The following is a 14,397-nucleotide window of genomic DNA, read 5'->3' as shown; positions in this document are numbered from 1 at the left end:
AGGAAGAACCAATGCCTGACGTTGTCATCTGTGAACCGCTCCGCACCCCTGTCGGCCGCTTCGGCGGTGTATTCCGTGACGTAGCCCCGGAAGATCTCGCCTCGACGTTGATCGCCGAACTCGTCACGCGTACCGGCATTTCCGGCGCGGAGATCGACGACGTCATTCTCGGCCAGGCTTCGCCGAACGGTGAAGCTCCGGCGATCGGACGCATCGCGGCGCTCAACGCCGGTCTGGGCGTCGATGTTCCCGGCATGCAGGTGGATCGCCGGTGCGGGTCGGGATTGCAGGCGATCATCCAGGCCGTCATGCAGGTTCAGTCCGGTGGCAGTGATCTGGTCCTCGCGGGTGGTGCCGAGTCGATGAGCCAGGCTGAGTTCTACGCAACCGGAATGCGTTGGGGTGTCAAGGGTGAAGGTGTTGCGCTCAGCGATCGTCTCGCGCGCGCCCGCGTGACAGCCGGCGGACGCGACTTCCCGGTTCCCGGCGGAATGATCGAAACGGCAGAGAACCTGCGCGCCGAGTTCTCCATCAGCCGCGAAGATCAGGACGCACTCGCGGTGCAGTCGCATCAGCGTGCTGTTGCGGCACAGAAGAACGGCGTCTTCGCCGAGGAAATCGTTCCGGTATCCGTTCCGCAGCGCAAGGGTGAGGCCCTGCTCGTCGACACCGACGAGCATCCGCGGGCCGACACTTCGATGGAATCGCTTGCACGCCTTCGTCCCATGCGCGCAAAGATCGACCCGGACTCCACCGTGACGGCAGGTAATGCCAGCGGCCAGAACGACGGCGCAGCGCTGGCGATCGTCACCACCGCAGACAAAGCCCGCGCACTCGGACTGCGACCCCTCGCACGCCTGGCGAGTTGGAGCGTTGCCGGAGTTCCCCCGCGCACCATGGGCATCGGTCCCGTCCCGGCGTCGGAGAAGGCACTCGGCCGCCTCGGATTGACCCTGGCGGACGTGGATGTCATCGAACTCAACGAAGCCTTTGCGGCACAAGCACTTGCAGTCCTGCAGAGTTGGAAGCTCGAAGCCGACGACCCACGCGTCAACCCCAACGGCTCCGGCATCTCCCTCGGCCATCCGGTCGGTGCCACGGGTGGCCGAATCCTGGCCACCCTGTTGCGCGAGATGGACCGTCGCGAAGCGCGTTACGGCCTCGAGACGATGTGCATCGGCGGCGGGCAGGGCCTGGCTGCAGTGTTCGAGCGCCTGTCCTGATCAAGCCCCGACGTGCGCGACGCCAGGGTCACCGAGTTCGCCGCGTAGACCGTCGAGAAAGACACGCAGCAGTTCGGTGAGTTCGGCCTGCTGCTGCTCGGTGAGAATCGACGTCAGTTCGGCTTCACGGCCGAGGACTCGGTCCACCAATCGCTCCACCAGCTCGTGACCGGCGGCAGTGAGGGTCACGAGCACTATTCGTGACCCTTGCGCGGCGGAAGACCTCTCCACCAGACCCGCGTTCTCCGCGCGCGCGAGTCGCTGCGAGATCGCACCGGCCGTGACTCCGGTCTGCTCGGTGATCTGGCGAGTCGTCAACTGATACGGCTCGCCAGATCGCCGCAGGACACTGAGTAGGTCCAGCGTGGCTGTGTCCGCACCGGCCGAGGCGAGTACCCGTCGGCGATCCTCTCCGAGCAGCTTGGCACACATCCACAGCCTGGTCACAATGCCGATACCCTCTACGGGCGTGCCCGGCCTTTCGCGAAGCCAGGCCAACGCAACCGCGTCCACTGCGTCGTCCGGGTTGTAGTCGCCCACCACTGCACACCTCATTTAGCTCTAAATGATACGTTCTTCGTATAGGTCTAAACGTAGCTCACGGAGGTAGGCATGACACGCACAGTTCTGGTAACCGGCGGCGGAACAGGGATCGGGCGCGCAGTTGCAGCGGCGTTCGCCCGAGACGGAGACACAGTTTTTGTCACCGGCCGACGCACGGAACCACTCGAAAAGACCGCAGAGGAGTTGGGTTCCGATGTTCACGCCTTGACGTGTGACAACTCCGACCCGAAAGACCTGAAGCGGCTGCAGGATTCGCTTCCGGGAACCATCGACGTCGTGGTGCACTGCGCCGGTGGCAACACGGACTTCGATCGCGAAGCACCGTCAGATCTGGAATCCCTGGCCGCCGGGTGGCGTGCGAATCTGGACTCCAATCTCATCTCGGCAGTGCTGACTACAGCCGCAGTTCGCGATCGAATCCCCAGCGGCGGTGCCGTCATCACCATCGGATCGATTGCCGCCGACAAGGGCGCGGGCGCGTACGGCGCTGCCAAAGCCGCAGTTGCGACGTGGAATATCGATCTGGCCGCCGAACTGGGCCCCGAAGGCATCACCGCGAACATCGTCTCCCCCGGCTACATCGCCGACACCGAGTTCTTCCGAGACTTTCTGACGGACGAGCGTCGCGCGATGCTGATCGAGTCCACCAGCACCAAGCGCGCCGGAACACCGGACGACATCGCATCAGCCGTCCACTTCTTGGCCTCACCGGGCGCCCGGCAGATCACCGGTCAGGTATTGGCAGTCAACGGCGGTGAGAGAACCAGTCGCTGATCATGCCAGGTGACGCTCGAAGAACGAGTCGATTCGCTTCCAGGCATCCTGCGCTGCAACAGGATCGGGACCGATTCCGAGGATGCGCTCCAACGGACGAAGCACCTTGGGTCCGGCCTCCGCGTCGTTGAGGAACGCGTGGCCGGCGGTGGGGTACTCCTTGACGTCGTTCTCGATACCGGCATTGCTGAGCGCCGTCTCCAGTTTCGCTGCCGCGCCGCGGAGCGAGAAGTCCTTGCCTCCGAAACTCCCGACGATCGGGCACGCATCCACCACTGCCTCATCGAGTTTGCGTGGAAGCTGACCGTAGTTGACCGAGGCAGCGTCGAAATCTCCGGCGCTGACCATCGCGAAGCCGCCGCCCATGCAGAATCCGATGACACCGATCTTTCCGGTGCAGTCCGGGGATTCCACCAGCCAACTGCGAGCGACTTCGATGTCGGTGAACGCCTTGCCGTGTCCTCGAAGCATCGACGTCATGGTGGGCACGAGGCACCGCTTCGCCCCGCCCGCGCTGTAGAGGTCGACAGCAAGCGTCAAGAACCCCGCAGCGGCCAGCCGCTTGGCTTGCCGCTGCATCACCTCCTCGAGCCCGAAGGCCTCGTGAATCATCACTACCCCCGGCCACGGGCCGGGGGTAGTGGGTGTTTCGAGTATCGCTCGCAGCGGTTGTGATCCGCCGACTACTGCGGCGCGGCCCGTCAGATCTATGTCCACCATGTCTCGATGCTAGGCCGACGCTGCGTCCGTAGGCTCGGAAGCGAGGTCAGGGGAGCTGTTTTCCCTGGCCCGCCGCAAGCCCGGTCAAGACCTCGGCGAGCTGCGGCAAGGCGTACGGCGCGCTCAGTGGACCGAAATTGTCGACAAAGGCATTCGAGAGCAGAAGTTCGACCGGCGCATAGGCTCGCGCCTTCACCGCGGGGAGGTTCTGGAAAACTGCGAAGTTCTCCAACCTCGTCGTCGCTTCCTGATCAGAAGCGAGGCTGAGCAAAATGTCTGCGGGTGCGAGTACCTCCGCCTGCTCCATCGACAGCGCAGTCATCTGCTCGGCGTTGTATCCGCGATAGTTGAGTCCGAGTTCGCGCAGCAGAACCCCGGGCGCACTGGCATCCCCCTGCACATACAACTGATCGCCGTACATCGAGCCGATCATGATCGTCTTGCCACCCAAGCCATTCAGCGAAGCGGCGGTGTCGGAGATCAGAGCGTCGGTCCGGGCGATCGCTGCAGCAGCGGCCTCGTCGACAAAAGCGGCCTGCCCGACCGTGGCGACGCCGTCACGCCACGAGGTGGTCCAGTCCAGCGCGATGACCGGCGCGATCTGGCTGAGCCTCTCGGCTGCCGGTTCGAGATAGGTCTTCATTCCGATGATGAGATCCGGTGAGTAGCGCGCGATGATTTCCGGGCTGATTTCGCCTGTGGTGTCGAAGCTTTCGAGATCGGCTATTCCAGCGGTGCTCTGCCAAGGCAGTGCACCGCGGTCCCACGCACCCGTATTGCCGTAGGCGACTGGGTGAACGCCGAGAGAGAGCAGGAATTCGAGATCCGTGAAGTCGCTGGCAACAACGATCCTTTCCGGCTTCCCCGAGATCGTGGTGGTGCCGAGCGCATTGATCACCTCGCGTCGTTCGCCGGCATCAGCGGCATCTGACGTAGTCGAACAACCCGCAAGGATGGCGGCCGCTGCCACAGCGCCGACGCCGAAGAACCCACGGCGACTGAGCTGGTCCACCAGTTCAGACGTCGTGGATTCACAAATCGTTCCGTACATGTATGCACTCTCCTTCTCGGCTGCTGCGCGCGCCGAGGGCACAGCGAATGAGAGGTTAGCCCACCCTCATCTTCCATAGGGTTCCTACGTTTGCGATTCCGAGAGATCGGAGCGACAACTATGGACCGTTCTCGAGCGGACAAGTACATTCCCGCTGATCTATCACCGCAGGCAGTTGGGCGAGCCACCAGTCCCTGCCTTCGGCGATCGGGGCGCTCCAGCGTCGAAAATCAGTCGAAGATCAGTTGCCATTCCCTCCTCGAAAGCTTCCGAATTACCGTCTTTTGCACGTCGCCCACCGTTCGACTTGCGCGGCGTGGGAGGATAGACACATCGAGATCGGGACTTCGATGTGAGGGCCCGGATCGAGTTTGTAGGGAGTATCGGTATGGCACAGGGCATCGTGAAGTGGTTCAACGGCGAAAAGGGCTTTGGTTTCATCGCTCCCGACGACGGAACACCGGACGTGTTCGTTCATTACTCTGAAATCTCGGGCAACGGCTACAAGTCGCTCGACGAGAACCAGCGTGTGGAGTTCGAGGTTGGCCAGGGCCAGAAGGGTCCTCAGGCCACCAATGTGCGCGCTGTCTAATCAGTGACACAAGAAGAGGGCCGCACCCGCAAGGGTGCGGCCCTCTTCTGCATGAGATTCACATATGAATCACTGATCCTGAATGACGGCCAACGCTCCCACGATATTCGACTCCGCAACCGACTTCGAGATTCCGAGATCAGCCAGAACACCTGATCCGTCTTCGAGTTCGAGCAGCGCGAGCAGGATGTGCTCGGTTCCGATGTAGTTGTGGCCCAGGCGAAGAGCCTCACGGAACGTCAGTTCCAGCACCTTGCGCGCGCGAGCGTCGTACGGAATAAGTTCTGGCAGTTCGGAAGTCGGAGCCGGGAGTACACCGGCCACTGCAGCTCGGACGGACCTGAGCTCCACCCCCTGCGCCACTATCGCCTTCGCAGCCAACCCGGCAGGCTCCTCGACAAGCCCCAGGAGCAGGTGCTCCGGCTGGATCTCTGCGTTACCGGCGGCGCGGGCTTCGTTCTGCGAGGCCATGACGACGTTCTTCGCCCGGGGAGTGAACCGGTTGAACCCTTCGTTCGGATCCATCGGCTTCTGATCACTCGGCACCTTGGGAACAAAACGCTTCTGCGCAGCCTGCTTCGACACACCCATGCTCGCACCGATCTCCGTCCACGACGCTCCCGACCTGCGCGCCTGGTCGACGAAGTGGCCGATCAGGTGATCTGCAACTTCACCGAGATGATCAGCTGCGATCACGGCGTCGGAAAGTTGGTCGAGCGCGTCGGTGTGCACCTTCTTGATCGCGTCGATGAGGTCGTCGAGTCGAACCTTGTTGGTCATTTCCACTGGCTTGCTCATGCGTCAACCATAGGTTGACGCAATCGAAAACGTCAACCCTAGGTTGACGATCGTTTTCGCCGCACAGCGATTAGCCGGAAAAGAACTCTCGCAGAGCCGGGACAATAGCGTCGTCGGCAACGCCGTGCCCCTGACCGGGGATCTCCAAAGTCTTTGTCCCCGAGACTTTTGCAGCGATTCTCGTCGCCGAGGCAGGTGCCCATTGACCACTGTCACCGCCGTACATGACCAAGGTGGGGACGGTAATGGAGGCAAGCCAGTCGAGCGACTGACAGCCGTGATCACACACGGCGACGTCGTAAGGCAAGGTGTGCGCGATGGCGCACATGTCGGGCCAATCGGCACTCCGCTTGATCTCGTCGACCATCTCCGGGGATGCACCGGTCAGATCCAGAAAACGCGTCACAGCACCTTCCCTGTCGCCGGCCGCGATCAACCGCTCCAGGTCACTTTGGGCAGTCTCGTCACGCTGGTCGTCGTCCATGTACGGCGCCTCGTAGACGGCGAGCTTACGCATCGGAACGGCCTGCGCAGCGGCTTCCAAAGCCAGCGCAGCACCCGACGACAATCCGTAGACCAGCGGCGTTTCACCGGTGGCAGCGACGACCGCTCGCAAGTCCTCCACCTCGGCGTCGATCGAGAACGCACGACTGTCACCGCTGTCCCCGCGTCCCCGCCTGTCGTACGAGTACACCGTGAAGTCCGCCGCCAACGCAGCAGCGAGAGAATCGAACCATCCTCGATCGCAGAACGCTCCGGCAACCAGAACCACTGCTGGTCCGGCACCGGAGCGTTCGTATGCGATGGTCGTGCCGTCGCGGGATTGCACTACCGCTGGGGATTGCCCTGTTTGCACGTCGATCTCCTCAGGTTTGGTCAATGCCTACCTGATTAGACCGCCCGCGTTACCGAAACTCATCGGTCCGGTCGGCAGAGGCTTCAGCTGATCTTGTTGTACAGGGCATCCCAACCCTGTGCCACGTATGAAATCGTGTAGATCGAACCGTAGAACGTGGAGCCGCCCAGACTGGTGACGTTGCCAGCCTGCACTGCCGGGAGTCGCTGCCACAGCTTGCTCGCCACCAATGCCTGGTACGCGGCACTGTCCTCGTTTTCGGTGATCATGAAGCCGTCGACGCCAGCCAGCACATCGAGGCCTTCGAGGCTGACGCCGCCTTCGGGATCGAGGCCCTCCGAGGTGGCAGTTTTGCCACCGATGTCGCCGAGCGTCATGTCGCTGGGCTTGTCGCCCTTCTCGGACGTACGGATGCTCGTGACGTACAGCGTGTTCGTGTCTGGCATGAACGAGACACTGGCAACGGTTTTGGACGCAATCTTCTCGGCATGACGACTGCGGATGTCGGAAATCAGATTGTCGTAGTCGAGCGTCAATCGATCGAGTGTGGCCGTTCGACCGAGCCAGCCCGACAGCCGCGAGAGGTTTGTACGCCAGTCGTCGGTGAACTCGGTCGTCAGAACCGGCGCGATGGTGGACATCTCGGCTACCGGCCACCACTCGCTCTCGTAGTTGAGGCACACGATCAGGTCGGGCTCGAGTGCCAAGATCTGTTCGCGGTTGGGGATCTCCGACAGGAACGGCACCGACGAATCGATAGGCACCCACGGTGTCGCCTGGGCGTACGTGTAGCCGACGAGCGGAAGTTCCAGCGCTACAGCAGGTTCCAGGTCGAGCCGTGAGTCGATCGCGACAACCCTCTTCGGATTGACGGGAATGTCGTAGGTACCGAGAGGTGTCGTCACAGAACGCATTTCGGTTTCACCCGAACTGCTCCCGCTGTCACCGCAGGCCGCCAGGAACGCGCCCAGTCCGGCGATCCCGGCGCCGAAGCCGAACTGCCGACGTGTGAGGTCCGAAACGAGGCGGTTGTCGGAGTAGCCCTCGGGAAGCAAGAGCGTGGATTGAGCGGGCATGCGTGTCGAACCTCCAGAAGAAATGAATCATCCACTGTTGCGAGCGGATAAGGATGCCCTAACAGCGTACGCAGGGAGGGTCGTCGCGATCGGCCCAGAAATAGTCGAATCAGGCCAATTCGCACCCCTTACTTGTCGAGTTTGCGCATCTCGACGAAGTAGACCGCACTGAACGCGAGGTAGGTGCCGACGATTCCGAGGACCGAGATGATCAGGACGAGAGCGAGAAACATAGCCATGATGGTCTCCACTGACACGGGTTGTTCACGATGTCGATCGAGAGAAAATGGCTTCGAACTGCGGCGCTGCGACTCGAAGCGGGGCCGAAACTTTCGGTTACACACACCACGCTAGCCCCAGGCGTCTCGAGTTTCGATGAACTCGAGGTGAACACTCCTACGGCTACGTCACACTTTTCTGTCGGACGGTCAGTTCGGTCCGAGCACCTGTCCGGACCATTCGACCAAGGGCGTCAGTGCGCGCCACGCTGTGCGAACTTCCTTCAATGTCCTGGCGCTGTCCAGCCACGACGGGCTTGGGTAACTACGACCAGCAGTCAGCGACTTGTGACGCAGCAATTCGATCCGCGGGTGGTCGACCGTGTATCCGCGAGGTGCCGTCTTGAGCTTGTCGCCGCCGATCGTGAATCCGGCCTTCTCGACGGAGGCCAGGATCTTCTCGAGCTCCGGCCCTCGAACGTCGTCGTCGACAGCCGCACGATAACGCGCGATGGTCTCCGAACTGCTGGCGTAGAAACCACCGGCCACCATCAACCCTGCCGCGTCGATCTGCACGTAGTAGCCGCAGCTCTCGGCGAGACCGACGAACGCTCCCTGGTGCGTCTTGTACGGGATCTTGTCCTTCGAGAATCGAACGTCACGATATGGCCGAAAGAGCTTGGCCGTGCCGAATTCGTCCTCCAACGCCGCGGTCAACGACGCCATCGGACGACGAACCACTTCGTCGTACGTCTCCTTGTGCGCTGCCCACCAGGTCTTGCTGTTGTCGGCCTCCAGGTCTTCGTAGAAGTCGAGTGCAGCAACGGGTATGCCAGTGAACGCAGCCATGGCGTAAGCCTAGCTGCCTGTACGGCTTTGGACCGCCTGCCCTGCACCGATGCCCGAATCGGTGGGAATCCGTAGACTGCATGGGGATGATTTCCGAAATACAAGCATGGGAACTGACCGACACCAACCGAGACTGGCTGATACACCGACCCGTCGAGATCGCGATCTACGTGGCGCTCGCAGTCGTTCTGCGCTTCGCACTGCACCGCGGGATCGATCGAATGTCGAAGCCTCGCAAGTCTCCGAACGCCAAGGTGAACGAGCGCCGATCGCAGCGAGCCCGGACCATCGGTTCGGTACTCAAATCGACGGTGTCCATCGTCATCCTCGTCTGGTGTGTGCTGCAGATCCTCGGCATCCTCGGGATCAACGTCGCGCCGTTCATCGCATCCGCCGGCGTCATCGGTCTTGCCATCGGTTTCGGTGCACAAAACCTGGTGCGTGACTTCCTCTCCGGCATCTTCATGTTGCTGGAAGATCAGTACGGTGTCGGCGACGTCGTCGATCTCGGCGACGCGGTCGGCACCGTCGAAACAGTGGGCCTGCGTGTCACCACGATTCGAGATGCCAACGGCACCTTGTGGTACTGCCGCAATGGCGAAATCCTGCGAGTGGGCAACATGAGTCAGGGTTACGCCACTGCAGTTCTCGATCTCCCGATCGCCCACAACGCGAACGTGCACAAAGCGTGCGAGGTGGCGACGCGAGCTGTCCTCGAGGCGGCGGAGTCCGAACCGATCAGGGCGGACATGATCGACAAACCGGAGATGCTGGGAGTCAATTCGGTTACTGCCGAGGCAATTACCATTCGAGTGACGGCGCAGGTCAAGCCTGGGCGCCAGTGGGCAGTCCAGCGCGCATTTGCACGCTCGGCGCTGACTGCGTTCGAAGAGCAGGGAATCGAGGCACCTTACCTGCCTGTTCTGCGCTGACGGTTGAGACGGAATCGTCTGCCCTTTCCATCAATTACGCGAGCCCCCGGCGGGGTCGAAACCACCGGGGGCTCGCTGGTGCCTGAAGCACGATTCAGACGGTGGAGGTCGAGACCTCCCGATCTGCCGAGCTGTTGCCAAACACCCTGTGCAGGAACATCGTCAGAGCAATTGCTGCCACGATTCCGATCAGCGGCGGGATTCCCACCTCGAACTCACCGGAAAGCCAAGCGAGGAACGCTGCGACGGCATAGACGGCGAGGTTTCGCCAGTGGACCGGCTGCGGGGTGTATCCCTCGGGAATGCCGCGCCGCCACCGGCACAGGAAGTCCGCGATGATCACGCCGCCCAATGGCGGGATGAACGTTCCGAGCAGGCTCAGATAGTCGACAAGATGGTTGTGCACACCGGTCAGAGCGAGCGCCGTGCCGATCACACACCCACCGATGACGAAAGGGGTCTTGCGGGGCTTTCTGAACAATTCGGCGCCGGCCACCCCGAAGGCGTAAGCGGTGTCGGCGTTGCTCTTCCAGAGATTCCCGAACAGCAAGACCAAGCCCCAGCCGACAAGCCCGAGGTTGTAGAGAATCAGCACGAAGTCACCTTCGTGGAACGTGATGGCTCCGATGGCACCGAACAGGATCATCAATCCGTTTCCGAGGAGGAACCCGATAACGCAGGCCCACACCGCTTGTGATCCGGAACGGGCAAACCTGGTCCAGTTGGGCGCTTGCGTTCCCGCCGATACAAACGTGCCGACCACAGTGGTGATTGCGAGCGCGATCGTCATGGTCGTCTGCGGTTGAACCGAGACCAGACCGGAGAACCCACCGACTTCCTCGAGGGACCGGAACACGACCCAGCAGGCCAACGCCAGGATCAATGGCGTCGAGACGAGCGAGACCCAATACATTCCGCGGTAGCCGTAGCAGGCGGTGATGCACATCAAGATGCTCGCCGCGATCATCACCGACGCCCGCGCGAGATAGGAATCCCAGCCCAATGCCTGCGCGGTGAGATCGCCGATCGTGCCGATGATGACTCCGTACCAGCCGATCTGGGTACCGCCCAGCAGGATCGAAGCGAGCTTGGACCCGCGAGTGCCGAAACTGTAGCGCGCCATCACAACTGTTGTCAGCCCGGTTCGGGCTCCGACGAACCCCATCATGGCGACGTAGACCCCCAAGATGGCGGATCCGGCGGCGATCACCACCATCAGTTTCCAGAACGAGAACGCGGTACCGAGCGCTGCTCCGGCCAACATCGTCGGCGTGAAGATGGTGAACCCCAGCAACACCACCGCGAGCGAGAAGAACGGCTTTCGTGCATGAAGCGGAACCGGACTAACGGGATAGTCCGGATCGACCGGGGGGCCTGCACTCTCCGAATCGCTTGCGGCCGTGGCAGGTTCGACGGCGCTGCTCATACAACTTCGCCGATGTCTTCGAGCCACAGGCTCGGGCGCTCGGCCAGCATGCGGTCCATCAGTGCCACACACTCCGCGTCATCGACGACGTCGACCTGAATTCCGCTGCTGCGCAACCATTCTTCCGACGCCTCGAAGGAACGATTTTCGCCGACTACGATTCGAGGGATCTCGTACAGGCGCGCCGTTCCGGCGCACATGAAGCACGGTGACAAAGTCGTGTAGAGGACACACTCGCGATACACCGAGGCCGGCAGTCGTCCGGCGCGCTCGATGCAGTCGGTCTCTCCATGACGGATGGCGCTGTTCATCTGGACCCGGCGGTTGCGTCCGACTGCGAGAACCTCGCCGCGGTGAATCAGCGCCGCGCCGATCGGCACGCCGCCCTCCTCCCAACCGATCTTCGCCTGTTCGATCGCAAGTCCGAGAAAATACTCATCGGTGTGTGCCGGGTGGTTCATGTGCGCTCCTGGAGTCTGACCAAAATCGTCGATTGTGGCTCGTGTCACAATCCGACCATGGTGGTAACAGCCCGACAAGGGACAACCTGTCAGTTCGGCAGAACTAGCTCTATGACGAAGTGCCCCCTCGGCGGACGATATAGAAATGCTCCCGACTCTGCGACAAGTTCTTGCGATGCCCTCGTTCAAGGCCGCCGCAATCGAGGTGCTCGCGGGCGACGTCGATACCGCGGTGGTCCGCTGGGTCCATTCGTCCGAGGTGTACGAGATGGGTGGGCTGCTGTCCGGAGGTGAGGTCCTCCTGACCACGGGCCTCGGTCTGCACGGGCGATCTCCCGAGCAGCTCACCGCCTACATCGACCAGTTGGCGGACGCGGGATGCGTCGCGCTCGCGATGGAGGTCGGCCGCTCGTTCCTCACGGCCCCTCCCGAACTCGTCGAAGCATCGCGCCGACGCGGGCTCGCGTTCTTGGCCCTGCACGCAGTAGTGCCCTTCGAGCGGATGGTCGAAGACTTTCACGACCTCATGCTCCGCCGCACTCTCGGTTCGGCACAGGCGGGCGAGCCTGTCTGGCAAGAACTTCTGAGTCTCGTCGTGGCAGGCCAGGGTATGACCGCGCTGCTCGACAAGGTGTCACGACTCGCGGGGTGCGGCGTCGATCTCCTCGACGCGGATGGCAGAACCGTCGAGCGCAGCACAACCGGCGCAGAGCGATCCGAGACCGAACGCACGATCCACGACGTACGCGGTCCGACGAACTCACTCGGTCGACTTGTCCTGTGCGGGCCCGCAACTACACGCCGAACCGCCGTCGCAAACTGCGCCGCCGTCGCGGTGGCTCTGGAACTCGGCCGTCACGGCGATCTCGGCCCAAGACAGTCACTCGCCCAATCGGTGATCACCGACGTGGTGGGCGGTGTGCTCACATCGCACGGCGACTTGTCCGAGCGACTGACAGCGGCCGGGTGGACGCCGTTGTCGGAGGGGCACCACGTCCTCGTCGCCGCTGTCGACATCGATCGGCAAACGCCGGTTCGAGAGCTCGCTGACCAAGTACGCGACGCCGTGCGGGCCGTGCTCGGCTCCTGTGTCGTCGGGACTGCGGCCAATCACGTCATCGTGCTCGCGCATGGGTGGGCGTCCGCATCCCCCGCTCGAGTGCGGACTGCTTTCACCGAAGCCGACGAGCTGCTACGCCGCGGGCCGGGTGGTTCCGCGGTACGCACGCTCGGAGTGGCGACGCCGGTCGAGGATCTGTCGGGCGTCGGGGCGGCGGTCGCGCAAGCTCGCGAAGTCGTCCAGATCGCGCGGCGTTTCGGCACCCGGACCGGAGTGATCCTCGCGAGGGACGTCGGCGTCCAGCGACTGCTCGCCGCCGGCACGACACCCGCTTCCTTGTCCTCGTTCGTCACGGAGCAACTCGGTTCGCTGATCGCTTACGACACAGCACATTCCGCCGACCTCGTCCGGACACTCGACGCGTACCTCGCACATCGGGGCGGCAAGGTGAGAACCGCGGATTTCCTCGGCATTCGGCGCCAGTCGCTCTATGCACGGCTCACTCGTATCGAGAAGCTGATGGGAGTTTCCCTCGACGATCCGGCGCAGGTGGTGTGTCTCGGGCTTGCACTGACCGCATGGCGCATGCGTACCGGCCTTGACCCACAAGCTGCGTTCGAGCGTCTCCCCGGGTGAGCGACAACCTCTGCGATGATGAACGAATGACCGGAGCAGCGGAATTGATGATCGAGATCCCTGCCGGCGAGGTGCATCTCAGAGACGATCGCAAAGGCACTGCGTGGACCTCGAAAGTCGAATCATTCCGCCTCGCTCGCCATCTCACCACCAGGGCACTGCTTCACGGAGATTCGGCGGACGATCCGAGCAAACCCGCGGTCGACCTCTCGTGGAAAGACGTCATCGCAACCTGCAACACACTGTCAGTCGCGGACGGTCTGTCGCCCGCGTATCACGACATCGACACCGAGTCTCCCCGGTGGGACCGGGCGGCAACCGGCTACCGACTCGCCACCGAGGCCGAGTGGCAGTACGCGTGCAAAGCCGGCACCTCCGGCTACCGCTACGGCGAAATCGACGAGATTGCCTGGTACAGCGACAATTCAGAAGGACGAGCACATGACGTCGGGATGAAGGCACCCAACAACTGGGGCCTGTACGACATGATCGGCAATGTCTGGGAATGGTGCTGGGATCTCTACGACCCCGAGGTTTACGGCACGTACCGGATCTTCCGCGGCGGCAGTTGGGCCGAAAGTGAGCGCGGTTGCGGCGCTACCGTACGGAGGCGAAGCCACCCGACGTTTGCTATCGATGACTTGGGATTTCGCCTAGCTCAGACGATCTGAGGGCAGACGGCCGAGGACTTCGAGCACAGCCTCGATCTCTTCTCGACTGCGCAGCCGAACTATCGGCAACGACGGCACATCGACAAGGACCGTGGCCATACGCCCGACGTTGCGTCCGTCGCTTCGCCAGGCCCAGCGCACCACATGATCCGGATCGAACAGAATGGTGTGCAGTGGCGGCTCCATGTTGCGATTCCACAACACCTCTCGCTGCAATCGCCGACGCACGGTTCGTGTGATCACCTGGCGCATCACCGTCCGCCGAGGCAGATCCAACCACAGCATCAGGTCCGCACGCTCGGCCAGAAGCTCACGCACCGCGCCGTACCCAGTCGGGCCCGTGGAACAGCGAGTCCAACTCGGTGTGTTCGATCCCGAGAAGCTGCCTGATTCGACCGGCGAGAGTCGTCTTTCCGGCGCCCGAGGTCCCCGCGACAAGGATCTTCTGCGGACGAGTCGTCAGCGAGGCGGGGTCTACGAAAGGCACCGA

General features: G+C 62.5%; 17 protein-coding genes. 6 read left to right on the top strand and 11 right to left on the bottom strand.

Features of this window, described 5'->3' with window-relative positions; all coding sequences use genetic code 11:
- Positions 1–11: 11 nt before the first annotated feature.
- Positions 12–1,223, top strand: coding sequence for an acetyl-CoA C-acetyltransferase (locus B0E55_RS13595; protein ID WP_080909881.1), 1,212 nt, complete (start codon positions 12–14; stop codon positions 1,221–1,223).
- On the opposite strand, the gene B0E55_RS13590 is transcribed toward B0E55_RS13595, so the two are convergent.
- Entirely contained in the window at positions 1,224–1,763 is a 540-nt protein-coding gene (locus B0E55_RS13590) for a MarR family winged helix-turn-helix transcriptional regulator (RefSeq protein WP_241896066.1), read from the bottom strand. It lies immediately after the preceding gene.
- A gap of 72 nt (positions 1,764–1,835) precedes the next feature.
- On the opposite strand from B0E55_RS13590, the gene B0E55_RS13585 reads away from it, so the two are divergent.
- The gene (locus tag B0E55_RS13585) at positions 1,836–2,561 is read left to right on the top strand and encodes an SDR family NAD(P)-dependent oxidoreductase (protein WP_020909286.1); all 726 of its coding nucleotides are present in this window, start codon (positions 1,836–1,838) and stop codon (positions 2,559–2,561) included.
- On the opposite strand, the gene B0E55_RS13580 is transcribed toward B0E55_RS13585, so the two are convergent.
- Positions 2,562–3,281: a dienelactone hydrolase family protein gene (locus tag B0E55_RS13580; RefSeq protein ID WP_030536547.1), complete on the bottom strand. Its 720-nt coding sequence runs from the start codon at positions 3,279–3,281 to the stop codon at positions 2,562–2,564. It abuts the gene before it with no gap.
- Positions 3,282–3,327: 46 nt separating this feature from the next.
- Positions 3,328–4,332, bottom strand: a complete 1,005-nt coding sequence (locus B0E55_RS13575) for an ABC transporter substrate-binding protein (RefSeq protein ID WP_020909288.1) — start codon at positions 4,330–4,332, stop codon at positions 3,328–3,330.
- Positions 4,333–4,720: 388 nt separating this feature from the next.
- Between B0E55_RS13575 and B0E55_RS13570 the strand changes: the two genes are divergently transcribed.
- A complete protein-coding gene (locus B0E55_RS13570) occupies positions 4,721–4,924 on the top strand; it encodes a cold-shock protein (protein WP_003939930.1) in 204 nt (67 codons plus the stop codon).
- Positions 4,925–4,993: 69 nt separating this feature from the next.
- Here the strand turns inward: B0E55_RS13570 and B0E55_RS13565 are convergent, their stop codons facing one another.
- The 4 genes from B0E55_RS13565 to B0E55_RS13550 form a co-directional block, all read right to left on the bottom strand.
- Positions 4,994–5,722, bottom strand: a complete 729-nt coding sequence (locus B0E55_RS13565) for a Clp protease N-terminal domain-containing protein (RefSeq protein WP_020909289.1) — start codon at positions 5,720–5,722, stop codon at positions 4,994–4,996.
- 70 nt (positions 5,723–5,792) lie between these two features.
- A complete protein-coding gene (locus tag B0E55_RS13560; protein ID WP_020909290.1) occupies positions 5,793–6,578 on the bottom strand; it encodes an alpha/beta fold hydrolase in 786 nt (261 codons plus the stop codon).
- An 83-nt stretch (positions 6,579–6,661) separates the two neighbouring features.
- Entirely contained in the window at positions 6,662–7,654 is a 993-nt protein-coding gene (locus B0E55_RS13555) for an ABC transporter substrate-binding protein (RefSeq protein WP_007729992.1), read from the bottom strand.
- A 428-nt stretch (positions 7,655–8,082) separates the two neighbouring features.
- Positions 8,083–8,721 carry a DUF2461 domain-containing protein gene (locus B0E55_RS13550; protein ID WP_003939783.1) on the bottom strand — a complete coding sequence of 213 codons (639 nt, stop codon included), beginning with the start codon at positions 8,719–8,721 and terminating at the stop codon, positions 8,083–8,085.
- Positions 8,722–8,801: 80 nt separating this feature from the next.
- On the opposite strand from B0E55_RS13550, the gene B0E55_RS13545 reads away from it, so the two are divergent.
- Positions 8,802–9,653 carry a mechanosensitive ion channel family protein gene (locus tag B0E55_RS13545; RefSeq protein WP_020970954.1) on the top strand — a complete coding sequence of 284 codons (852 nt, stop codon included), beginning with the start codon at positions 8,802–8,804 and terminating at the stop codon, positions 9,651–9,653.
- A 94-nt stretch (positions 9,654–9,747) separates the two neighbouring features.
- On the opposite strand, the gene codB is transcribed toward B0E55_RS13545, so the two are convergent.
- Complete coding sequence (gene codB / locus B0E55_RS13540; RefSeq protein ID WP_020909293.1) at positions 9,748–11,079, bottom strand: cytosine permease; 1,332 nt, start codon at positions 11,077–11,079, stop codon at positions 9,748–9,750.
- On the bottom strand, positions 11,076–11,540 hold the full coding sequence (locus B0E55_RS13535; protein WP_003940577.1) for a nucleoside deaminase: 465 nt from the start codon (positions 11,538–11,540) through the stop codon (positions 11,076–11,078). The genes codB and B0E55_RS13535 overlap by 4 nt, the downstream gene beginning before the upstream one ends.
- Positions 11,541–11,715: 175 nt before the next feature.
- On the opposite strand from B0E55_RS13535, the gene B0E55_RS13530 reads away from it, so the two are divergent.
- The gene (locus B0E55_RS13530; RefSeq protein ID WP_241896065.1) at positions 11,716–13,236 is read left to right on the top strand and encodes a PucR family transcriptional regulator; all 1,521 of its coding nucleotides are present in this window, start codon (positions 11,716–11,718) and stop codon (positions 13,234–13,236) included.
- 26 nt (positions 13,237–13,262) lie between these two features.
- Positions 13,263–13,907: a formylglycine-generating enzyme family protein gene (locus B0E55_RS13525; RefSeq protein WP_030243927.1), complete on the top strand. Its 645-nt coding sequence runs from the start codon at positions 13,263–13,265 to the stop codon at positions 13,905–13,907.
- On the opposite strand, the gene B0E55_RS13520 is transcribed toward B0E55_RS13525, so the two are convergent.
- Together B0E55_RS13520 and B0E55_RS32175 are read right to left on the bottom strand one after the other, a co-directional pair.
- Entirely contained in the window at positions 13,890–14,225 is a 336-nt protein-coding gene (locus tag B0E55_RS13520) for a hypothetical protein (RefSeq protein WP_241896064.1), read from the bottom strand. The genes B0E55_RS13525 and B0E55_RS13520 overlap by 18 nt on opposite strands.
- A complete protein-coding gene (locus B0E55_RS32175; protein ID WP_241896063.1) occupies positions 14,218–14,394 on the bottom strand; it encodes a hypothetical protein in 177 nt (58 codons plus the stop codon). Before B0E55_RS32175 ends, B0E55_RS13520 begins: the two co-directional genes overlap by 8 nt.
- Between the last annotated feature and the right edge of the window lie 3 nt (positions 14,395–14,397).

Source organism: Rhodococcus sp. 66b (assembly GCF_002076325.1).
Lineage (GTDB): Bacteria > Actinomycetota > Actinomycetes > Mycobacteriales > Mycobacteriaceae > Rhodococcus_F > Rhodococcus_F erythropolis.
Note: the sequence above shows the minus strand (reverse complement) of the source record. Positions and strands in the feature narration are given on the sequence as shown.